21 protein-coding genes are annotated in these 21,795 nt (G+C 35.5%); 18 read left to right on the top strand and 3 right to left on the bottom strand.

The window, feature by feature from the left end; translation table 11 throughout:
• Together ACIQLB_RS19295 and ACIQLB_RS19290 are read right to left on the bottom strand one after the other, a co-directional pair.
• A partial coding sequence (locus ACIQLB_RS19295) for a 4-hydroxyphenylacetate 3-hydroxylase N-terminal domain-containing protein (protein WP_400729425.1) occupies positions 1–718 on the bottom strand: 718 nt, incomplete at its 3' end.
• Between the two features lie 274 nt (positions 719–992).
• Complete coding sequence (locus ACIQLB_RS19290) at positions 993–2,162, bottom strand: MFS transporter (RefSeq protein ID WP_400729422.1); 1,170 nt, start codon at positions 2,160–2,162, stop codon at positions 993–995.
• A 93-nt stretch (positions 2,163–2,255) separates the two neighbouring features.
• Between ACIQLB_RS19290 and ACIQLB_RS19285 the strand changes: the two genes are divergently transcribed.
• From ACIQLB_RS19285 to ACIQLB_RS19275, 3 genes are all read left to right on the top strand, one after another.
• On the top strand, positions 2,256–2,630 hold the full coding sequence (locus ACIQLB_RS19285; protein WP_400729419.1) for a MerR family transcriptional regulator: 375 nt from the start codon (positions 2,256–2,258) through the stop codon (positions 2,628–2,630).
• Positions 2,631–2,798: 168 nt separating this feature from the next.
• Positions 2,799–3,779: an aldo/keto reductase gene (locus tag ACIQLB_RS19280; protein WP_400729415.1), complete on the top strand. Its 981-nt coding sequence runs from the start codon at positions 2,799–2,801 to the stop codon at positions 3,777–3,779.
• Positions 3,780–3,794: 15 nt separating this feature from the next.
• On the top strand, positions 3,795–5,051 hold the full coding sequence (locus tag ACIQLB_RS19275; protein WP_400729413.1) for an MFS transporter: 1,257 nt from the start codon (positions 3,795–3,797) through the stop codon (positions 5,049–5,051).
• Positions 5,052–5,231: 180 nt separating this feature from the next.
• Here the strand turns inward: ACIQLB_RS19275 and ACIQLB_RS19270 are convergent, their stop codons facing one another.
• Entirely contained in the window at positions 5,232–6,104 is an 873-nt protein-coding gene (locus ACIQLB_RS19270) for a glycine betaine ABC transporter substrate-binding protein (RefSeq protein ID WP_400729410.1), read from the bottom strand.
• Positions 6,105–6,554: 450 nt separating this feature from the next.
• On the opposite strand from ACIQLB_RS19270, the gene ACIQLB_RS19265 reads away from it, so the two are divergent.
• The 15 genes from ACIQLB_RS19265 (at position 6,555) to ACIQLB_RS19195 (ending at position 21,752) form a co-directional block, all read left to right on the top strand.
• Positions 6,555–6,818 (top strand): leucine-rich repeat domain-containing protein, encoded by a 264-nt coding sequence (locus ACIQLB_RS19265; protein ID WP_400729407.1) that lies wholly within the window; start codon positions 6,555–6,557, stop codon positions 6,816–6,818.
• Between the two features lie 193 nt (positions 6,819–7,011).
• Positions 7,012–7,581 carry a manganese efflux pump gene (locus ACIQLB_RS19260; protein ID WP_400729404.1) on the top strand — a complete coding sequence of 190 codons (570 nt, stop codon included), beginning with the start codon at positions 7,012–7,014 and terminating at the stop codon, positions 7,579–7,581.
• A 253-nt stretch (positions 7,582–7,834) separates the two neighbouring features.
• The gene (isdC, locus tag ACIQLB_RS19255; protein ID WP_400729401.1) at positions 7,835–8,440 is read left to right on the top strand and encodes a heme uptake protein IsdC; all 606 of its coding nucleotides are present in this window, start codon (positions 7,835–7,837) and stop codon (positions 8,438–8,440) included.
• The gene (locus tag ACIQLB_RS19250) at positions 8,440–9,912 is read left to right on the top strand and encodes an NEAT domain-containing protein (protein WP_400729398.1); all 1,473 of its coding nucleotides are present in this window, start codon (positions 8,440–8,442) and stop codon (positions 9,910–9,912) included. Before isdC ends, ACIQLB_RS19250 begins: the two co-directional genes overlap by 1 nt.
• Positions 9,913–9,993: 81 nt before the next feature.
• Positions 9,994–11,268, top strand: coding sequence for an NEAT domain-containing protein (locus ACIQLB_RS19245; protein WP_400729395.1), 1,275 nt, complete (start codon positions 9,994–9,996; stop codon positions 11,266–11,268).
• 15 nt (positions 11,269–11,283) lie between these two features.
• Complete coding sequence (gene isdE / locus ACIQLB_RS19240; RefSeq protein WP_400729392.1) at positions 11,284–12,201, top strand: heme ABC transporter substrate-binding protein IsdE; 918 nt, start codon at positions 11,284–11,286, stop codon at positions 12,199–12,201.
• Positions 12,202–12,332: 131 nt separating this feature from the next.
• Positions 12,333–13,298 (top strand): FecCD family ABC transporter permease, encoded by a 966-nt coding sequence (locus ACIQLB_RS19235; RefSeq protein ID WP_400729389.1) that lies wholly within the window; start codon positions 12,333–12,335, stop codon positions 13,296–13,298.
• Between the two features lie 6 nt (positions 13,299–13,304).
• On the top strand, positions 13,305–14,075 hold the full coding sequence (locus ACIQLB_RS19230; RefSeq protein ID WP_400729386.1) for an ABC transporter ATP-binding protein: 771 nt from the start codon (positions 13,305–13,307) through the stop codon (positions 14,073–14,075).
• Positions 14,076–14,086: 11 nt separating this feature from the next.
• A complete protein-coding gene (srtB, locus tag ACIQLB_RS19225; RefSeq protein WP_400729383.1) occupies positions 14,087–14,845 on the top strand; it encodes a class B sortase in 759 nt (252 codons plus the stop codon).
• Between the two features lie 340 nt (positions 14,846–15,185).
• On the top strand, positions 15,186–15,713 hold the full coding sequence (locus ACIQLB_RS19220) for a YceI family protein (RefSeq protein WP_400729380.1): 528 nt from the start codon (positions 15,186–15,188) through the stop codon (positions 15,711–15,713).
• Positions 15,714–15,860: 147 nt separating this feature from the next.
• A complete protein-coding gene (locus ACIQLB_RS19215) occupies positions 15,861–16,787 on the top strand; it encodes an NAD-dependent epimerase/dehydratase family protein (protein WP_400729377.1) in 927 nt (308 codons plus the stop codon).
• 386 nt (positions 16,788–17,173) lie between these two features.
• The gene (locus ACIQLB_RS19210; RefSeq protein ID WP_400729374.1) at positions 17,174–18,451 is read left to right on the top strand and encodes an AAA family ATPase; all 1,278 of its coding nucleotides are present in this window, start codon (positions 17,174–17,176) and stop codon (positions 18,449–18,451) included.
• Complete coding sequence (locus tag ACIQLB_RS19205; RefSeq protein WP_400729372.1) at positions 18,448–19,023, top strand: RloB family protein; 576 nt, start codon at positions 18,448–18,450, stop codon at positions 19,021–19,023. The genes ACIQLB_RS19210 and ACIQLB_RS19205 overlap by 4 nt, the downstream gene beginning before the upstream one ends.
• 466 nt (positions 19,024–19,489) lie before the next feature.
• Positions 19,490–21,133 (top strand): glycerol-3-phosphate dehydrogenase/oxidase, encoded by a 1,644-nt coding sequence (locus ACIQLB_RS19200; protein ID WP_400729370.1) that lies wholly within the window; start codon positions 19,490–19,492, stop codon positions 21,131–21,133.
• Between the two features lie 55 nt (positions 21,134–21,188).
• The gene (locus ACIQLB_RS19195; RefSeq protein ID WP_400729367.1) at positions 21,189–21,752 is read left to right on the top strand and encodes a glycerol-3-phosphate responsive antiterminator; all 564 of its coding nucleotides are present in this window, start codon (positions 21,189–21,191) and stop codon (positions 21,750–21,752) included.
• The last annotated feature ends 43 nt before the right edge of the window (positions 21,753–21,795 follow it).

The raw sequence follows: 21,795 nt of genomic DNA, 5'->3' as shown, positions 1-21,795 counted from the left end.
GTCCGCCGCTGAATGTTTCCCTACAAATAAACTTTAATCCTTTTGTGTTAGAAGGGATCGAAAAAGCAAAAGCTTCATCTTCATTAAATTGAAATTTACCTACGCTAAATACTAATACTTCATCTGTTAAACCACCTTGCGTAGCAAGAAGACGTGCACCTTTAATGATGATTCCTTCTTCATTATTATCAATAACTTTTGCGGCGATTGGCTCATCCGTATTTTCAATGTAGATATAAGAACGATTCACTTGTGGGGAAATAAAGGTATGTGTAAACGACAGGTCCTTTTCCTTAGCCAATTCATAAAATGCTTGCAGATTTTTTGGATAACATTTGTCCTTATTATTTAAAAAGGATACTGAAGAGGCAAAGCTCATTAAAACTGTGTTCAAATAATCTGGGCTTCTTCCCATGATACCCCCTGAATACCTAGCCCAATGTTCAATCATCTTTCTTCTTCTTATTAAGTCCTCTTTCGTTTTTGGTTGCAAATAGGAAAGACCAATAAGCTCTCCTGATGCTGGAGAAATAAAAGTCATCTCATCTTTTATTTTTGGATCATGTTGCAAATCATAAAGATCCGCTTTGGACTGAATAAGACCCTTGAAGGCAGGGTGCTCAGATAACAACCCCTCAATTTTTTCACCGTCGTACCAAATTTCATTTTTTAGCTTATTTAATCGGTTAATGTAATCTTTTCCATTAATAACCCCCATGTTCCACTCCCCAATTTTAATTGATATTTAAATAAAATTATTCGTTTATAGCTGTTTTAACAAGTTAAGTCGTCGAATATTTTATTACTAAAATTATTCTATGTAACTTGAGCATGCTAATATTCTTTCTTTAACTAGCGCAGCATGATAGTTGAACAATAAAGAAATAAAGAAATAAAGAAAGAATTGGAGTAACTAATTTGATATTACCTCTGAATGTGGTATCAGGATTTTTGAAAGAAATGCCAAAAAAAACTGGGCGTCCTCCATCCTTTTAGTCTAGCCCTTGAACTGAAGTAGTTTCTCTACGGGTTATCATTAGCGAATAAATAGCGGAGATAAAGGCTAAAACTACCATAATACCAGCTACCCATGTGTTGATAGTTACGGAATAGTGGTCTACAAGTAAACCACCAAAACCAGAACCTAATGCTACTCCAAGATGTAAAAATGAAGTGTTTAAACTTAATTGGATATCTGAGGAATCTGGAGCAGACTCGGCTAGATAATTTTGTACTGCTGGACTAAGAGCCCAAACCATCGCACCGTATAGTACGACAACAATCAATAAACGAATCATTGATCCTGTTGAATAAGGTAGTAGGAACAAGGAAACTGCAAAAAGTATAAGAAATGTGAGTATAGTTCTTGCTCCTCCAAATTTATCGGATGCCCAGCCACCAATCCAACCACCTAATATTCCAGCTATACCAAAAATCAGTAAGACCATACTAATCATATTTGTTGATAAGCCCATTGATGTTTTAAGAAAAAGCGTGAAATAAGTATAAACTATGAAATGACCAGTTAGCTCCAAAACGGATATGAGCTGGATTGATGCGATTTTTTTACTTTTTAATGTGGCTATTTGCTTAAGTAAAGGAATGGCTGGTTGTGGTGGAACCTTAGGTAAAAACTTAATGATTCCTACCATAGAAACAATGCTTAAAACTGAAACTAATACAAATGTCATCCGCCAACCAAAATTTTCACCGATAATAGTTCCTAGTGGTACACCTAACACTAGTGATGCGCTTAAACCCATAAAAATTAATCCAATAGCTCTTCCTCTAAATTCAATAGCAACAGTATTAGCAGCCATTGTTACGGAAGTGACAACCACGATAGAGCAACTAGCTGCAAGAATAATTCTGGCTATTAATAAGGCTGTAAAATTCGGACTAAATATAGATAAAATATTACCTCCTAGAAAAGTTAACATTGCTATGAGCAGTAATTTACGTCTTTCTACTTTAGAAGTTAAAGCAATAAGTACTGGAGCCCCAAAGGCAAACACCAATGAAAAAATTGAAACTAACTGACCAACTGCTCCTACGGAAACATGTAAATCCTCTGCAATCATGTTTATGATCCCAGCGATCACCAACTCCACTGTGCCAGCAACAAATGTGGCAAGTGCTAAAACAAAAATCCCTTTATTCATCAAAAATTCCTCCTAAAAACTATTAAAAAATGAATCTAGGAACAAACATACTCCTTAGAGTGCACTATAAAGCAAGTGTGTTATAATAAAAATATGGAAAAATTATTAACTATTCAGGATATATCCTCAATCACTGGTCTTAGTTCTTACACTCTACGCTATTATGAAAATATTGGTCTTTTATGTGAGATTGAAAGGGATGAAAATGGATATCGTAAATACTCAAAGAACGATATTTTATGTATAGATTTTCTCATTTTGTTACGTAACACAGAAATGCCTGTAAGAGATATGAAAAAATTTGCAGACCTAAGACGCCAAGGTGATTCTACCGTTACTGAAAGACGAGAACTATTAGAAACTCATCAAAATAATGTTCTTAACCAAATTAAGCAACTAGAAAACAATTTAATTAAGATTAATGAAAAAATTGACTATTATAAAAATTTGGAGGAAAAAGTTAAGTAATCCAATTAAATAAGTTAAAGCCTCCGGACGCATTTATGCCGAGGCATAATTGATAGAGACCTTTTCTAAAAGGTCTTTTTTTTATGATAAATGGAAAAAAATACATTTGCCTTAGAGTGCGCTCTAATCGATATAATTTCATGCTGAAGAAAGATTGGAGGAGAAAAAATGAAATATCGATCTATTGGAGATTTAAGTGTTTCATCCTTAGGATTAGGATGTATGGGCATGTCAGAATACTATGGAACACAAAATGATGAGGAATCGATTGCTACACTGCATTACGCCTTAGAACTTGGTGTTAACTTTTTTGATACAGCTGATCAATATGGAGTGGGGAAAAACGAAGAATTAGTCGGTCAAGCATTAAAAAATGTCAGACAACAGATAAACATAGCTACCAAATTTGCTTTTGAAAGAGATGAGAGTGGGAAGGTAATTAAAATTAACGGCAGCCCGGCATATGTAAAAAAGGCATGTGAAGCAAGCCTAAGACGGTTAAATACTGACTACATCGATATATATTATCTACATCGTGTAGATCCCGGAGTTCCTATAGAAGAGACAGTTGGTGCTATGAAGGAATTAGTTGAAGAAGGTAAAGTACGACATATTGGGCTTTCAGAAGTATCTTCTCAAACGATAAAACGAGCACAAAAAGTACATCCTATAGCTGCATTACAGACAGAGTATTCAATATGGACTAGAGATATTGAAGAGGAAATATTGCCCCTATGTCGTAAACTAAATATCGCTGTTGTACCATATAGTCCTCTGGGACGAGGGTTTTTATCTGGAAAAATTAAGGAGGTCGATAAATTCGTAGAAAACGATTTTAGAAGGAACGCACCTCGATTTCAGGGAGGCAACTTCAATCAAAACCTTACTTTGATTCGACAGCTAGAAGTTATAGCAAACCAACTGAATATTAGTCCTGCACAACTAGCATTAACATGGTTGATGTCTAATGGATTAGATATCATCCCTATACCAGGGACAAAAAGGAGATCCTACTTAAAAGAAAATATCGCTGCGATAGATTTTGAATTGCCAAATGATGTGAAGGATTTCATAAATAAAGCGATACCTGTAGGATCAGCAGCTGGTGATAGATATCCTGTACATTCTATGAAACTATTAAATCAGTGAAAGAAGGATATATAATTGGAAGTTTGGAAAAAGAATATGTATATTTTGAGCATTGCACAATTTTTAGTCATGTCTGCATTTATCTTAATTATACCTTTTATTCCAGTTTATCTTAAAAGTGATTTAGATGTTCACTCTCAAACTGATATTCAGCTTTGGACAGGGATGATTTTTGGAGCTACTTTTTTATCTGCTTTTCTTTTTCAGCCAATATGGGGAAAGATTGCAGATCGAACGAGTAGGAAAACTATACTAATCCGTTCAGCACTTGGAATGGCATTTGCCACATTCTTAATGACCTATAGCACAACAGCTTGGCACTTATTAGTTCTACGTTTCATCTTAGGGATTTTTGGTGGTTTTATCCCTGCATCTTCTCCATTCATCACAATGAATACTCCTAAAGAAAAAATAGGTTATGCACTCGGTATAGCCCAATCGGGTGCTTATACCGGGAATATTTTTGGACCGTTAATAGGTGGAGTTTTGGGACAGTGGATAGGATTTTATAAAATCCTTTATGTATCTAGCGCTATGTTACTGATTTCTGGGGCACTTATTTTATTCTTTTTAACAGAAATTAATAAACCTGAACCAAGTACATTGAGAATTCCGACGCCTAAGAGAGGACGTATTAATTTTTTCTCTGAACTACTTGAAATTACGAAAGAACCTCTAATTGGAATTTTGTTTATGGTAGGATTTCTTATTCAATTTTCAACGATGAGTACTTCACCATTCTTGGCTACGTATGTAGAAAGTATGTGGAACAATGATGTCTTTTTAACAACGATGGTAGGTTTAGCGATTGCAATCTCGGGTTTCTCTATTACAATCTTTTCTCCCATTTTAGGAAGGAAAGCAGATCAAGTAGGTCCTGAAATTATTTTGTTAATTTCTTTGTTAGGGAATTTTATTTGTTATGTTTCCCAAGCGTTGGTTTCTTCTATATGGCTATTTCTGCTCGCTAGGTTCTTAATGGGGATATTTATAGGTGGTCTTCTCCCATCGGTAATAAGTTTAATACGAAAAAATGCACCTGAAAAAATGGAAAGTTTAACATTTGGTTATTATCATAGTGCATTATTTTTAGGAAATCTAATTGGTCCTTTACTTGGTGGATATTTAAGTGGAATAATCCACATAAAAGGGGTTATTTTTTTGGCTGGTCTCCTCTTTTTAGTAAATAGTTTAATTTTAAAATTTCATTTGTTTAGACAGGAATCCTATGTATCTTTACTTAAGAGGGTCATTTCCATTCGTAGGTATTAACATAACATAAAAAGATCCATTTACTGATTGCTCAGTGAATGGATCTTTTTCGTTAATTGCGTGTATCGCAAGTGTACCCCAATCTTTTGCGTAAGCATTTGTACGCCACTATATGTAGGGCCAGAAAATCATATATCAAAGTTGAATTATTGGACAGTATATAAAAGCTCATCATTTGTATTATTTTACATCTTTTGTCCACTCTGAAACTTTATCTTCATTGTCTTTGATCCATTTTTTTGCGGCGTCTTTAGGATTAGTGCCTTTCATAATATCAAACATAACACTTTCAATATCTTCCGGAGTCCAGTGGAAGTTATTAAGAACACTATATACTCCTGGATTATCTTCTTTCAATCCTTTACGTGCAAATGTACCAATATATTCTTCGGCTCCGTATATACCTTTAGGGTCGTCTAAATATTTTAAATCAAAAGCGCTAAATTTCCAGTGTGGAGACCAACCAGTAACGATAATTTCTTCATTTTTTGCAATGGCTTGAGTAAGGGCTGCTGTCATTGCGCCTGCAGATGAGGTAACTACATTCCAGCCTTCAAGGTTACTATATTCTTTATAAGCATTTTCCGTAGTTGCAGTCATATTTGCTCCTGGGTCAATACCAGTTATCGTTTTACCAGCTTCATCTGTTAAATCTTCGATAGAGTTTACGTCCATATAACTAGGAACAACTAGGCCAATTTTTGCACCTGCAAGGTTTTCACCCAAATCAACTATTTTATCTTTATACTTTTCAACTTGTGGGGCATGTGTTTGTGGTAACCAAGCTGACACCATACCATCAACCTCTCCTTTTGCAAGAGCTTCCCACATAATTCCATTATCAAGTGGTGTTAGTGTTACATCATATCCTAAATCCTCTAGAACTTGTCCTACCACGTGTGTAGAGGCAATTTCAGTATCCCATTCAACATAGGCTAAGTTCACTTCATTTTTTTCTTTATTTTTCGTGCCTTCCCCATCTGAGCCACAAGCAGTTAATACTAACATTATTGCAAAGGCTAATCCTATCTTCAATAATTTACTGAATCTCATAAAATCTCCCTTTCTTCATTGTAGGATGAGATATATCTAAATATTAACAAGTAACAACTTAAAGTTATCAAAAGGTTGTTACTTTTGTCAAATCGGTTTCAATAGAATAATTGTTTAAACTCTGATAGCGAGTGATAGAAAAAGTATCCAAAGCTAACCTAGAATCTATGGACATGCGGAAATATATAAGGTTGTTCTTCAGGTAAATTTAGATGGGTAAAGCGAGTATTTTATGTTAATTCATTTGTATTTGATACATTTCGAGGTTATTAAAGTAAATAAAATATCTTTGAATTTTAGTTAGCGAACGTACAAAATGGAGCTGATTTTGATGAAATTTTAATTTGCAAGAAAAAAGATTATCAACATTTGCTCGAAAATTAACAAATTTTGATTTTATCAACTTTTTAGATAATGCTATAGTTTCAATGTCAAAAAATATGGGTTTATATGCTAAGGAAAGGAGATGTTATAGTAAATGAAAAAAGCAAGCTTCTATTGATGATTGTCATACTTTTGATATCTTCTCAACTATCATTAAGTAATCTATCTGCTTACGCAAACAGTGATAGTGAAGGTGATTATATAAAAAAGAGCGTGGATGGCGGTGTTGCAATTGAGGAAAAAGCATTTAATGAGAAGGGATTAACAAGCGTAAAGATTCCATCAACGGTTACCTCGAATAAAAATAATGCATTCTCTAATAATTTATAACAAGTGTAACGATTCCCGAAGGTATTACCGTGATAGAAGCAATGGTTTTTGCTAATAATCAATTAACAACTGTAGAAATACCGGTAATCCCAATCTCTCAGCGAGTAATTCCGTTCAAAACAAAGATGAACAAAAATTTTTTCCCTTCATATCCTATGTGAGAATGGATTTTACGTTATTGAGGAGGAAAGGAATGCATTGGATAGCCATCATTCTTATTGGGATAGCTGCCAACTTAGATAATTTAGGAATTGGTCTCGCCTATGGTATTAAGCGAGTGAAAATACCCATATTATCCAATGCGGTTATTGCCCTTATTTCAATGATCGTCACATACGCCGCAGTAACAGCTGGAAGCGTAGTTATTAATTATATCTCTCCAGATTTCGCAAATTTAATAGGAAGTCTTTTACTTTGTGCCATTGGGATATGGACTTTATTATCTAGTCGCTTTTCTAAACAAGGAATATTGGGAAATCCTGAAGTATTTGATGAGGATAAAAATTATATCATTTCAATTCGAGAAGCAATGACGCTCGGCTTTGTCTTATCAGCCAACTGTTTAGCTGGAGGAATAGCGCTTGGAGCCAATGGTATTTCTGCGATCTGGACAGTTATTTCTATCGGTGTTTTTTCGTTCATAACAGTAGGTGCTGGTGTTCATTTTGGAGTCTTACTTACCAAGACTTTTATTGGAAGACATTCAACCGCTATTTCAGGGTGGTTACTTATTCTTATAGGGGTCATTGAAATAGTTTCTTAAATACACTAGATTTCTAGTTGAGATTAATGAATAGAAAGAGTACTTTTCTAGTAAAAAATAGGGAATATCACATGTTTTTTTGTGATATTTTCTTTTTTTGAGGTAATTTTGACATATTAAGGACCAATTTAGTTTAGTGGTTGACATACACTGGCATTAACGATTATTCTTGGTAATAGAAGTATAATTGAGAATGATTTTCGTTTTCAATAAAATGCTTTCAACTTATGTTTTTAGAGGAGGCGTACAACACATGAAGAGATTAATGATGTTCGTTATGCTTGTAACTTTGCTTGTATTTAACTTTACGTTACCTCAAGCGTCTGCTCAACTAGCTGACGGCACACATTCGATAAAATATCAGGTCAATAAACCTGAAAGTAACTCTGTATCCATTGCAAATGATTATTTTTTAAAACCAGCAAAGGTCACATTGAAAAATGGGGTAGCTACTGTACAAATTACATTAAAAAATAGTGCATGGATCACAAAGTTCCAACCACCAGGTGGAGCAACTGTAGTAAGTGAAGATAAAGCAGCTGATACTCGTACTGTACAATTTACTGCTAAAGATTTAACGAAACCAGTTGTGACTTCTATGAAAATTGATATTGACGATATTAATTATCATCACGAATACAGCGTCTCACTAGTATTTGATGCAGCATCAGTAGGAAGTACAACAATAACAAAAGTATCTGATTCGAAAACTACTAATGCCTCAATAAATTCTTCTGAAAGTCATGTGCCGAATCCGCAAACAAGTGATGCAACACCATATTTATTAATCGTTGCATTAGTTGGATCAGCATTTTTACTTTATAGAAAAAAACTACAAACAAAAACGGAGGGTCAATAATGGCTAAAAAACGTCAATCACGCGCAACAAAAATAGTACTAGCTTCATTGCTAGTGGCATCACTTTCAGCACCATCATTTGCATCTGCAAAGGTAGCTGAAGTAACGACTACAAATACAGAAGTAAAAGCAGAGGTCATTAAATCAGAGAATACTAGCACAATTGTTGATTTCCAAATCTTTAAGCCTGGTACAACAGAACCACAACCTGCAATTAGCTCTCATCTTGTAACACAAGGCACAATCGTTGAGAAGGATGGAAAATTTGAGGCGGAATTAACGGTAGCAGCAAAATCTGCCCCAATGATTGCAGACTTACAAACAAAGCAAGGTGATAAATTTGTAGATGCTGCTGAAGTGAAAAATGCAGATGGAACAATTACATACAGTTTCCCAGTTGTAGCTGGTGAAGTACTACAAGCAAAAATTCACGTTGCCGTAGCCGCAGCTAATATGGACAAGTGGTATGATTTTGATTTAAAAGCAGTAGAAAATAAGGAAGTAACTACTACAGAGGAAAATGGTAAATCTGAAGGGGTTAAAGAAGAAGTTAAAGTAAATGAAGTAGCTGTCACTGTTTACAAAAACGGTACTTCTGAAGAATCTATGATGAAGCAATATATTAACCCAAAAGTAGGCGTATCAGTAGTAGATGGTAAAAACATAGTTACTATGACATTCCCTCAAGGCCAATATGTTAAAGGATTCACAGTGGAGGGAAAAGAAGCAACTTTAGTAAGTAAAGACGATGCAACTAATACAAGTAAGTACTCATTTGAAGTAGCTGACTTAAAAAAACTTGTGAATGCTCAGCTGCATATTGTTGTGAATGAGCCAGACAAAGGCGTGAACTATGACTCGAACCACCAAGTGCAATTTAGCTTTGCTGTGGAAGGCGCAGTGAAACCAGTGGTGAATCCATTTAAAGATATTAGCAATGATGCTAATAAAGAAGCAATCTTAGCATTATACAGTAAAGGAATTGTTAAGGGGCAAGATAATTTTAAACCATATGACAATATAACACGCTCTCAATTTGCGTTAATGATTGCACGTGCATTAAATTTATCTTCTACAACAGATGCTGGATATAAAGATACAGCGAAACTTGACACAGAACGTGTACAAGCAATCAATGCTTTAGCTAATGCTGGAATTGTCGTGAAAGCAGAGAACTTTAATCCAAATGGAACACTTACTCGACAACAAGCTGCAGTGATGATTTACCGTGCAGTAGCACATGTTGCAGGAAAAGAAATGAACTATGGTGATCCAAGCTTATCTTATTATGCTGATGGTGCAACTGTCACAAGTGAAGAAGCGAAAAAAGCCTTTGCGTTCCTATATGCAGGTAAAATCATGACTGGATCTGTAAATGCTAATGGTAAAACTGTTATTAATGCAAGCAGTCCATTAAAACGCACACAAATGGCAAAAATTCTAAATGGCTCATTACAATACATGAATAAATAGTACGGTTACAGCAACTTCCTTTCTCGCTTATTTGAGGAAGGAAGTTACTGTGCTTTTAAAGAAATTGGAGGGATTTACGCAGTGAATAGAAAAAAATTTCGAGTATTCATTTTCAGTACTATCATACTGATGTTTTTTTCTCCATTTGTTCCGTTTAAGGCAAAAGCTGAAGAATCTGTATTAGAAAATGGGAGCTATCAAGTTGAACTAAGTTTTTCATCTCTAGATGGAGTAAAAGACAATATTTTTAGCGAATTGGCGACAATTGATGTAAAGAACGGTCAGTATAGATTAAATTTAGCTATAAATAAGCCATTGAGTATAAGAGAGATACATATCGAACAGTTGGAAAATGAGCTTTCGTTAAACGTTCAGACTGAAAATTTAGTTCAATTTGATGTCAAGGATTTACATCAGCCTATTATCATTAAAGGCAAGATGGCACTTTCATCCTCCGAGGAATATTTCTTTTTTTCACAGGAGCTTCAATTACAGTCAACAACCCTTTCAACAATTGTGCCAAAGGATAAGGAAGCTATTCCAGAAAACGAAATCAAAGAATCTACTTCAGAAGAAACCTATGATAAGGAATGGTCAATGAATTACATAATGTTAGTAGATGGAAAAAACGAACAATCTATTATGAATACATATGTAAATCCTGTTGCAAAAATAAAAGAAAAAAACGGCAAATATTATGCCCATATGACAATTTTAAAATCTACTTGGATAACAGGCTTAACTGTAGATCAACAAGGAAAACAGGTAGAGCCAAAGCTTATTTCACTTGTAGACAATGTCCGAATTATCGAATTTGAAATTCAAAATTTTGAACAGCCAATACGAATGTGGGTGAAGGTAGATATTCCTGAGATTTCTTATCATCTTGAATATTTCGTAAATCTAAGATTTGATCAACAGCGTGTAGCAAAGTTTTTAAATAAGCCTGCTGTGACGGCACCCGCTAACCAAGAAACGATTGAAAAGCCTCCCGTTATTGTTAAAGAAGAAGTGAAAAAGGCACCAGTGGTAGCAAAACATGAGATGGTGGTAAAACCAACTCAGCTGTCACGGCCAATTCCATCATTTCAGCCTACTTTAACTGTGCCAAAGGAGGAGCAGTTAGCATTTGATCGTACACTTGACGCGTCTATTGAGGATGCTGTTAAAGATGAAGCCGAGAAATCTGATGTTAAAGAGGAATCTACTGAAAAAGTGGTGAAGAATTCTAAAGTCGATCAGCAGCTTGCTCAGCTGAATATCATAAAGATAGTTTTACTTGTAGTAATCTGTCTTTTGTCGGGCTGGTTGCTCGTTCGTCGTATCAGAAATTCTAAAAAAGATGTGACTGAATAAGTAGGAGATGACTTTATGCAAAAGAAGTGGAAATGTTGGTTGCTTGCGATGGCGCTTATGTCATTACTTTTAGTAGTTGCTGGCTGTAACAATGGAGATAAGCAAGAAGAAACAGAGACATCTACTGAAAAGCAATCAGGTAAAACAGGTGAAGAGAATGAACATCGTATTATTGCAGGTACGGTTGTTATTGCAGAAATTCTAGATAAGCTTGATTTAGATGCTATAGCAGTACCTGAAACAGAAAAAACATTAGCAAAACGCTTTGATGGTCTCCCTACTATCGGTAATGCAATGGAGCCGGATATGGAGATTGTTAAATCATTAAATCCAACAGATGTGTTATCAGTGTCAACTTTAGAATATGACTTACAGGACAAATTTGAGCAGTTAAAAATTCCAGTTGATTTTTTAAACTTTCAAAGCGTAGATGCCATGCTTTCCGAAATTAGAACCCTCGGTGAACGTTATGATCGCGTAGCACAAGCCGAGGAGTTAGTGAAAGGCTTGCAAAAAAATATTGATGCTGTACAAACAGTTGCTGGTAACAAAAAGGGACCTCGTATACTCATTTTACTTGGCATTCCAGGTAGTTATTTAGTTGCGACTGAAAACTCCTATGCAGGTGATCTTGTAAAACGGGCAGGCGGTATTAATGTAATGGAAGGGCAGGATGCTGAATATTTGTCTTCAAATACTGAGTATCTGCACAACAGTAACCCTGATATAATTTTACGTTTATCACACGGCATGCCAGATGAAGTTGTAAAAATGTTTGACGAGGAATTTAAAATGAATGATATTTGGAAGCATTTTGACGCAGTAAAAAACGGTAAAGTTTATGATGTAGAGGAAGAATTGTTCGGTACTACAGCGTCCTTAAAAGTGCCGCAGGCTTTAGGACAGCTAATGGAAATCTTTTATCGTGAATAGTCATTAGAAATGTCGCTCATATCGCAAGCATAGTCTTGCCATAGAGCGATCTTCTATTTAGTAGGGAATCACGTGGGGTGTGAAATGTACAAATAACATGATGGAATTTGAAAAGAAAAAGGAAGTCTAATATGACAAAAAAAATTGTAAGCTTTTCAATTGTAATTGTATTATTACTAGTTTCAGCAGTTTATGCAGCAACAACTGGTAGCATTAAAATGGGCTTTTTTGAATTGATAGGTGCATTATTTGATGAGGGAAATAGTCAAATGGAGGCTATCCGCGATTTGCGATTTCCACGAATCATTGTTGCGTTGTTTGCTGGTGCAGCACTTTCCGTTTCAGGGGTACTATTACAATCTGTAATGCGTAACCCGTTAGCAGATGCTGGTGTTATAGGTATATCTTCGGGAGCGGCATTTGTCCAGCTCTTTATTATTTCCTTCTTTCCAGCATTATTTTTTATGACACCTATATTAGCATTTATGGGTGGGGCAGTTGCCTGCGCACTCGTCTTTGCGTTGTCATGGAAGTCAGGCTTAAGTCCATTGAAGCTTATATTAGTTGGGATTGCTATTAATGCAATGTTCACTGGGTTAACAGAAACTTTCATTAGTTTAGGTGGCTCATTGAATACTTCAGCTTCCAGCGTTGTAGGTTCAAACTTAAGGATGCGTACGTGGAAGGATGTATCAACAATTGTTACTTATGGTACTGTCGGATTAATAGCTGCCTTTGCGTTATATAGCTGGTGTAATCTCCTAGTATTACAAGACAAAACAGCGAAAAGTCTAGGTTTTCATGTAGCTCGTGCTCGTCTATTAATAGCTGCTGTTGCGGTATTATTATCGGCTATTTCTGTTGTCGTAGCAGGAGTTATTTCGTTCGTTGGTCTGTTAGTGCCACATATTGCTCGTCGTTTAGTTGGACACGATCATAAGGTGCTCATACCTTTTACAGCTTTAGCTGGAGCGTTATTAATATTAGTGGCAGATACGATTGGTCGCACAATTGCTGCACCGCTTGAAATACCAGCTTCAACTATTATGGCGATTATCGGTGGACCATTCTTAATATTCCTATTACGAAAAGAGTGAGGAGACATGGAAATACAAGATATTATCGTATCGCATGATAATACTCGAAATCATCTAGATGGTGTATCGACAATAATTCAAAAGGGTAAAATCACAACGATTATCGGTCCAAACGGCTGTGGAAAATCAACTTTATTAAGTGTTATGTCCCGCAACAATAGGCCGATATCGGGGAATATATCATTAGAAAACAAGGATTTGGTGCACTACAAGCCAAAAGAGTTTGCAAAAAAACTAGCAATTGTCTACCAGCAAAATGATGTGCCAAAGGATTTAACAATAGAAAAGTTAGTAAGCTTTGGACGTTTACCGCATCATACAATGCTAAAAAGAAATGAAGAGGAAGATGCCCAAGCTATTGAATGGGCACTTGCTTGTACGAATTTACTAGAAAAACGAGATACTGATTTAGAGGCTTTATCAGGTGGGGAACGTCAGCGAGTGTGGATTGCGATGGCTTTAGCACAGCAATCTGAAATTTTATGTTTGGATGAGCCGACAACATATTTGGATATTTATTATCAAATTGAGTTATTGGAGCTTGTAAAGGCATTAAATGAGGAGCATGGCTTAACAATCGTTATGGTGCTTCACGATATAAATCAGGCGATTCGCTATAGCGATCAAATCATTTTGATGAAAGCTGGACAAATAATAGCTGAGGGAGCACCACGTAACGTCATTACAAGGGAAGTTATTAAAGAAGTCTATGGGGTTGAAGCCATTTTCAATGAGGATGAGCAGCTTGGATTTTACATGGTCCCCCTTGGAATATAACTGGTGATACGATGAAAAAATGGACATCTAAGTTTTTAACATTAATATATTTAGCTATATTCTTATACGCAGGCTTTGCATTAGCCAAGTACTTATACACGTACTATGAGACTTCAAAGTCACTGGAAGAAGCACAAACGATTTATCAATCAACATTGGCTTCCCTAGAAGATGAAGCGGAGGAAATCTCATCAACGCCATTCGCAATCCGTCCACAATTCAATGATTTACTAACGGTAAATAACAATATTGTTGGTTGGATTTCTGCAGACGGGACAAAGCTCAATAATCCAATCCTACAAGCTGAAAATAATGATTTTTATTTAGATCACAATTTTAAAGATCGAGAAAGTCGTGCAGGCAGTGTATTTATGGATTATCGTAATGATGTTCAGGATATAAACCGAAATACTATTTTGTACGGCCATGCCATGAAGAATAGTACGATGTTTGGGAGTCTTAAAAATTACCTAAATCAGCAATACGCAGATGAACATCCTATCATTTATTTAGACACACTGTATGAAGGCTATGATGTTCAAGTCTTTGCTGCTTATGAAACTACAATTGATTTTTATTATATTGAAACAGAATTTAAGAGCAATGATGCTTTCCTAAAATTTTTGGACGAGATTCAAGCACGCTCTGCAATCGAAATGAATGTAGATATTGGGCCAGAAGACAAAATTCTTACACTATCCACTTGTAATGATTCTGTCATGAGTGACGACCATCGTTTTGTCGTACAGGGTAAATTAGTGAAACGCTAATAGATAAGCAGTTTCCCATTTCATTGGGGAGCTTCTTTTTTTATATAAAGAAAGTAGTTGGAGTAAATTTTCTGAGCCGGAGAAATCGGGTAGAGCTTGAAAATGCTTGGATCCAAAATTCTTCAAATAATAACTTGACGCAAGTTAATTATTAATATATAGTAAGTTACATAAAGTAATCAATTACTTTTCGTAACTTTTGCTAACTAGGATGTACAAAAGAAGTAACTACTAATGTTTAACCCTTAAAATTTTAGGGAACATAATTTATGTAGTTGCTTCATATTTTATAATATATCTCGAATTCGAGATAAAAACAACCCAATTGGAGGAATTTATAATGACAAAATGGAACATTGATTTAGGACACTCAGCAATTAACTTTCAAGTAAAACACATGATGGTATCAAAAGTAAAAGGTGTATTCGATACTTATTCAGCAGATATTGAAGCAACAGATCTTGCAGATTTAACAACAGCAAACATTAGCTTTACAATTGATCCTGCTAGCATTAATACACGTAGTGAAGATCGTGATAATCACTTAAAAGCAGCAGATTTCTTCGATTCTGAAAAATATCCGACAATTACATTCAAGTCTACAAACATTGCAAAAAAATCAGATGATGAATATGCGATTACAGGTGATTTAACAATTAAAGACGTAACGAGATCAGTAACATTTGATACTGAATTTAATGGTAAAGGTACAAATCCATGGGGCCAAGAAGTTTATGGCTTTGAATCTGTAACAACAATTAATCGTGAAGAATTTGGCTTAACTTGGAATGCTGCATTGGAAACAGGCGGTGTTCTAGTTGGTAAAGACATCAAAATTTCAGTTGAACTGGAAGTAAACCCAGCTTAATTTTGTAAAATGTGCTCGATACATATCGAGCACATTTTTTTATCTAAACAAAAAACATTGCAAAAAAATAGCACAATAAATAATTTACTTGCATAATTTTAGTAAATACTGCATATAAAACATCATATTGTTTTTGGGGGCGATGGGATGAATGTATTAGTGACAGGCGGTTATGGTTTTATTGGTAGTGCAGTGGCGAGGCGTTTTTTTAAAGAGGGTGCAAATGTTTATATTATTGATAATTTAAGTACAGGCCATTTACGCAATGTCGACTTTGAGCATAAATCTTATCTTTTGAATGTGGAAGATGAAGTTTGTGAGCATCTTTTTAAAGAAACATCATTTGATGTGGTTATCCATTGTGCAGCGCAAACGAGTGTTCAAAAATCGATGCAAGAGCCAGTGAAGGATGTTTTAACAAATATTGTAGGGCTTAGTCAGATGCTCTTCTTATCGTCAAAGTATAAGGTAAAGCATTTCGTTTTTGCCTCTTCAGCAGCTGTTTATGGAGATAGTCACTATCCTCCATTGGAAGAAACAGATGTTAGTGAACCGATTTCGATGTATGGATTAAACAAAAGTATTGGTGAGACATACTGTGAAAAATGGCAAAAAGATTATCGTTTACCAACGTTAATTTATAGATTTGCTAATGTATTCGGTCCAGGGCAATGTATGCAGGGGGAAGCGGCGGTTATTCCTAGCATGTTAAAAAGCAGTATTGAAGGAAAGCCTTTTACGATTTATGGAGATGGAGAACAAACACGAGATTTCATATATGTAGATGACATTGCAGATGCTATTTATGCTGGTGTGCAGGCTAGATTGCAAGGCATTTATAATGTATCAACTAATGAGGCATGGTCGATTCATCAAGTCATTTTATTATTACAGCATTTAAATCACCCTTTAGAAATTCAATACGCTCCTACGAGAGAGGGAGATATTGAGCATTCGTTTTTAAATAATGCCAAATTGGCGAAGGCAATCGGATGGAGACCAAAAACTTCTTTTGCGGAAGGCATAGAGCGTACATTGCAAGCATTAAAAAATGAAAAGATAGTGGGAATTTAATTATAAAAATATGTACATGTTGTCAAAGATGAGACCCTGGAGCGCAGCGAAGCGGAAATCAACCCCACGATTATTGTGATGAATTCATTTTTATATGAATACTTTGAAGGTTTATCGGAACAATTTCAGTTTTTATCAACTATGGGCGACTCCTTGAGGATGAGCTCAAAATATGTAGATGATGATAATTGTATTCTTTGGCGATTTACCCTGCTCTAAAGGGAAAATCGTCTTTTTATATTTACAATTACTTATAAAGAGAGAACTTATCATTCATCAGCAAATAATTGAGCAACTTATCATTGGTATTACGTGGAGTAATAGGTGTTTTTTTTCGCCTATAGTACAATTAAAGGAATGTTGCGGAATTGAACGGGGGCTTACAAATGCTAGTAGATTTTAGAGTGAAAAATTGCTTAAGTTATAAAGACGAAACACTATTTTCAATGGTGGCGGGAAGCCGCATTCGTAAATTAAAGGACACACATACGATGAAATTTGACTCGTTTCGCCTTGTAAAAAGTGCCTTTATTTTCGGACCAAATGGAAGTGGAAAATCAAACTTATTCACTGCTATTAAAATTTTACGTTCTTTATTGTTTAACTTTGAAAATCTTAATAATGTTAAACAATTGCGCTTGCCCTACCAGCCGTTTAAGTTAGGAGGTCAGCAAGGGCAACCGACAGAATTTATGATTTCGTTATTCCTAGATGGGGTACTGTACGATTATGAGGTACAATATAATGCTTCACAGGTCCTTTATGAAGGCCTAACTAAAACGACAAAATCCTTGAGAGAGCAGCTCTTTAATAGACAGTGGGATGGGACAGAATATTTGTATGAAACTGCCGAAAGCACAGCGTTAGAGCTGACAAAATATACGCGTAATAATACAGCGTTCTTATCAGTATTAAATGTCTTTAATGACCCAGATGCTACGAAAATATTTGATTGGTTCTTACATAAAATACTGTTTTTAGATGAAGCGAATCGGTTATCAAGTCATCCACTTATTCGTAAACTTGAAGAGGAGTCCTTTAAAAAAGAAGTGATGAAGTTACTAAAGGTTGCAGACTTTTCTATTCAAGATGTGACGGCAAAACGCGTTGAGCGTAGAGAGAAAAATACGATTGGCTATGATTTTGATACGCCAGAGGTTATTCAAGAAGTGGATATTGATTTGCACTATTCATCGTTTGATGAAGCAGGTGTGCCAATCGGGACAGAGTCGATCAATTGGACGATGGATTCAAAGGGGACAGTCCGTATGCTGCATTTAGCATGCGTTATGGTAGATGCATACAATAAAGGGAAGACGATCTTTATAGATGAATTTGATACAGCATTTCATGTGTCCATCTGCGAATTTCTAATGGCCATTATGAACAGCAAGCGTAATGTGACGAATCAATTTGTTGTCACAAGTCATGAAATTGATTTATTAGATCAGCCACTACGTTCCGATCAAATATGGTTTATGAATAAAAGCTTTAAAAATGAATCCGAGTTATACTCCTTATTTGATTTTGCAGATTTGCAGAAGAAACGTGGAGATATTTCCTTTGCCAAGCGTTACTTAAAAGGCGAATTTGGGGCGACACCGGTTATTAATGAATATTTATCAAATCAATATTTAGAGGAAGTGGAGGTATCTGAGCAGTGAGAGTGCGTCAACAAGGGAATCGAACACTGCGTAAAACCGTTTTAATTTATTGTGAAGGTGAAACCGAACGCATTTATTTTGAGCAACTGCGTATTTTAAAGCGCTCCAAAATGGTAAGTGTCAAAATAAAAAACGTTAAACGTTCGGCTATTAAGCTTGCCCAGCATGCCTATCGAGATTCAAGCTATCAATATTTTGATGAGGTTTGGATTGTTTTTGATAAGGATGATTTAACCGAAAAGCAATTAGAGGAAGTGAATGACTTTTGTGAGGAGAATAATATTCATATTGCCTATTCAAATGAAGCGTTCGAATTATGGCTACTGTTGCATTTTGAAGAGGTCGATATGTCTGAAAAGTATCCTCGAGCAGTATTAAATGACAAGATGGAGCAGCATCTTGGAATAACACGTTATTTTCGCCATAAAGCAGATGAGTCAGTCATTGCACCTATCGCACTTCGACATGAGGTCGCTATTAAAAATTGCACAGATATGATGGCACTACGCAAGACAGAAAGCCGTGACAATCCTTATTGCAACATACATGAAATGATACAATACATATTTTAATGCCAATTAGCAGATTTTCCGTAACTTAATGGAGAATCTGCCGTTTTTACATCTCATCACAAAAGGTGGGAATAACAATTATTAAAAGTATGACATATATTAAGTTGATCTTCGTTTACGACTGGGCGACTCCTTTCAATGCGACGATGACAACTAAGATTTATTTATCCACCACTCCCAAATGTAGATAAATAAATTTGTTGTATTGGGGAATAAATAACACCAGAAGCCATGACAATTGAACAGTACATATGAACGTTCTAAACCGATAAATGATTGAAAAGTGCATGTTGTATTTGCATTATTTAGCCTATCTACCTTGCCTTTTCTTTCTAAACAGATTACAATGAAATTAAGTTAATATACTAGGTTTGAGCGATTGAGAGACCATTAAAAACATATGTACATTTGTACATGTGCTTTTAATGGTCTCTTTTTTTCGCTTTAAATAAGGAGGAAATTCATTATGAGCACAGCTTCAGCAATACAACGTCAACAAACGATTGTAGAATTAGAAAGTAAAGAATATGATTTATTGGTTATCGGTGGTGGGATTACAGGTTGTGGTATCGCACTTGATGCAGTTGCTCGTGGACTCTCTGTAGCGTTAGTTGAAATGCAAGACTTCGCCGCTGGTACTTCTAGTCGTTCGACAAAATTAGTGCACGGTGGACTTCGTTATTTAAAACAATTTGAAATAAAAGAGGTTGCAGAATTAGGGAAAGAGCGTGCGATCGTTTATGAAAATGGACCACATGTAACAACGCCGGTTTGGATGTTACTTCCATTTCATAAAGGAGGCACATTCGGTAAATTCTCAACGAATGTTGGCTTACGTGTCTATGATTTTTTAGCAGGAGTTAAACGTTCTGAGCGTCGATATATGTTAAATTCTGCAAAAACGATGGAAAAAGAACCTTTGGTCAAAGCTGAGGAATTACGTGGCGGTGGTGTGTATGTAGAATATCGTACAGATGATGCACGTCTGACAGTCGAAGTTGCTAAAGCTGCCATTGAAAAAGGTGCTACACTCATTAACTATACAAAGGCAGAAAACTTTTTATACAATGACGAAAAGAAAATTAATGGTATCGTAGCACAAGATTTGATTGCCCATAACGCATTTAATATTCGTGCAAAAAAAGTTGTGAATGCTGCAGGTCCATGGGTAGATGAGGTTCGTAATATTGAAGGGAAACAAAATGGTAAGCATTTAATTTTATCAAAAGGTGTGCACATCGTTTTTGATGAATCGAAATTCCCACTACGTCAAGCTGTCTATTTTGACACACCTGATGGTCGAATGGTGTTTGCAATTCCTCGAAATGGAAAAACATATGTTGGAACGACAGATACATTTTACGAAGGCGATGCCCGAGAAATGAATATCCATCAAGAAGATCGTGATTATATTATGAAGGCAATTCATTACATGTTTCCAAAAGTTAACGTCACTGATGAAGATATCGAATCAAGTTGGGCAGGTGTTCGTCCATTAATTCATGAGGAAGGTAAAAATCCATCTGAAATTTCTCGTAAGGACGAAGTATGGGAATCTCCGTCAGGTCTTGTGACAATTGCTGGCGGTAAATTAACAGGTTATCGTAAAATGGCTGAAACGGTTTTAAATATGATTGCGCAAGATTTAGAACAACGATTTGGCATTGCATCAAAGCCATGTCATACAAAGAATATTCATATATCTGGTGGAGATGTTGGAGGCTCCCAAAACTTACATGCCTTCGTGTCAAAACGAACAAAAATGGGTGTCGATATCGGATTATCAGAAGAGGAAGCAAAACATTTAGCACATCATTACGGTTCTAATGTGGATACTGTTTTTGAATATGCTAAAGAAAAGCATCCTGTATTACCACAAGGGCTATATGCTCAGCTACTGTATGGTATTCATCAGGAAATGGTTGTTCATCCAAACGACTTTATGATTCGTCGTACAGCGTATATGTTCTTTAATATTGCTCTTGTAAAAAAATATAAAGATGCTGTATTAGATGAAATGGCAAAACAATTACATTGGTCTACTGAACAACGTACACAATATGAAAAAGATTTAAATTTAGAAATAACAAGAGCTACTACTGCATTATAATAAAAATGAAGGTCGTCTTAATGGCGACCTCACTTTTGAATAAAGGGGAAATCAAATGAATTTCAATGATCAACAAATTATTCCCGCTGCACGAACAGTAAAGCAATTTGATGAAATATTAAATAGTCGATTCGAATACATTGTTCTATTAGAAGTGCATATTAGTTTGCTCATGTCCATAAAACGAGAAGCAGATCGTAACGGTAAAAAATTAATTATTCATGCAGATTTAATTCATGGCTTAAAAACGGATAACTTTGCAGCAGATTTTTTATGTAATGATATCCGTCCAGCAGGTATAATTTCCACTCGATCTAATATGTTAATAAAAGCAAAATCTCGTGGGATTATTGCCATTCAGCGCGTCTTTTTAATTGATACGATTGCACTTGAAAAAAGCTTTTCAATGATTGAGTCAGCAAAGCCTGATTATATTGAATTATTACCAGGCATCATTCCTTCAATGATTTCAGAAGTACACCAGCGAACAAAAATTCCAGTTATTACAGGTGGACTAGTTCGCACTGTTGAAAGCATAGAGGAAGCGTTATCGGCTGGAGCAATAGCGATTACAACATCAAATAAGAAGTTGTGGGAAAATTTCCAAAAATATCGTTGACTATGTATATTATTTTCTCTACAATGTACATAAGTTAAAAAGC

The organism is Lysinibacillus sp. NPDC092081 (genome assembly GCF_044755845.1).
Classification (GTDB): domain Bacteria; phylum Bacillota; class Bacilli; order Bacillales_A; family Planococcaceae; genus Lysinibacillus.
Note: the sequence above shows the minus strand (reverse complement) of the source record. Positions and strands in the feature narration are given on the sequence as shown.

What these genes read in the sequence shown, in the direction of transcription:
- ACIQLB_RS19290 (WP_400729422.1), bottom strand. Translation starts at nt 2,162, where the DNA reads ATGAATAAAGGGATTTTTGTTTTAGCACTTGCCACATTTGTTGCTGGC.
- ACIQLB_RS19285 (WP_400729419.1), top strand. Translation starts at nt 2,256, where the DNA reads ATGGAAAAATTATTAACTATTCAGGATATATCCTCAATCACTGGTCTT.
- ACIQLB_RS19280 (WP_400729415.1), top strand. Translation starts at nt 2,799, where the DNA reads ATGAAATATCGATCTATTGGAGATTTAAGTGTTTCATCCTTAGGATTA.
- ACIQLB_RS19270 (WP_400729410.1), bottom strand. Translation starts at nt 6,104, where the DNA reads ATGAGATTCAGTAAATTATTGAAGATAGGATTAGCCTTTGCAATAATG.
- ACIQLB_RS19265 (WP_400729407.1), top strand. Translation starts at nt 6,555, where the DNA reads ATGCTAAGGAAAGGAGATGTTATAGTAAATGAAAAAAGCAAGCTTCTA.
- ACIQLB_RS19260 (WP_400729404.1), top strand. Translation starts at nt 7,012, where the DNA reads ATGCATTGGATAGCCATCATTCTTATTGGGATAGCTGCCAACTTAGAT.
- isdC (WP_400729401.1), top strand. Translation starts at nt 7,835, where the DNA reads ATGAAGAGATTAATGATGTTCGTTATGCTTGTAACTTTGCTTGTATTT.
- ACIQLB_RS19250 (WP_400729398.1), top strand. Translation starts at nt 8,440, where the DNA reads ATGGCTAAAAAACGTCAATCACGCGCAACAAAAATAGTACTAGCTTCA.
- isdE (WP_400729392.1), top strand. Translation starts at nt 11,284, where the DNA reads ATGCAAAAGAAGTGGAAATGTTGGTTGCTTGCGATGGCGCTTATGTCA.
- ACIQLB_RS19235 (WP_400729389.1), top strand. Translation starts at nt 12,333, where the DNA reads ATGACAAAAAAAATTGTAAGCTTTTCAATTGTAATTGTATTATTACTA.
- ACIQLB_RS19230 (WP_400729386.1), top strand. Translation starts at nt 13,305, where the DNA reads ATGGAAATACAAGATATTATCGTATCGCATGATAATACTCGAAATCAT.
- srtB (WP_400729383.1), top strand. Translation starts at nt 14,087, where the DNA reads ATGAAAAAATGGACATCTAAGTTTTTAACATTAATATATTTAGCTATA.
- ACIQLB_RS19220 (WP_400729380.1), top strand. Translation starts at nt 15,186, where the DNA reads ATGACAAAATGGAACATTGATTTAGGACACTCAGCAATTAACTTTCAA.
- ACIQLB_RS19215 (WP_400729377.1), top strand. Translation starts at nt 15,861, where the DNA reads ATGAATGTATTAGTGACAGGCGGTTATGGTTTTATTGGTAGTGCAGTG.
- ACIQLB_RS19210 (WP_400729374.1), top strand. Translation starts at nt 17,174, where the DNA reads ATGCTAGTAGATTTTAGAGTGAAAAATTGCTTAAGTTATAAAGACGAA.
- ACIQLB_RS19200 (WP_400729370.1), top strand. Translation starts at nt 19,490, where the DNA reads ATGAGCACAGCTTCAGCAATACAACGTCAACAAACGATTGTAGAATTA.
- ACIQLB_RS19195 (WP_400729367.1), top strand. Translation starts at nt 21,189, where the DNA reads ATGAATTTCAATGATCAACAAATTATTCCCGCTGCACGAACAGTAAAG.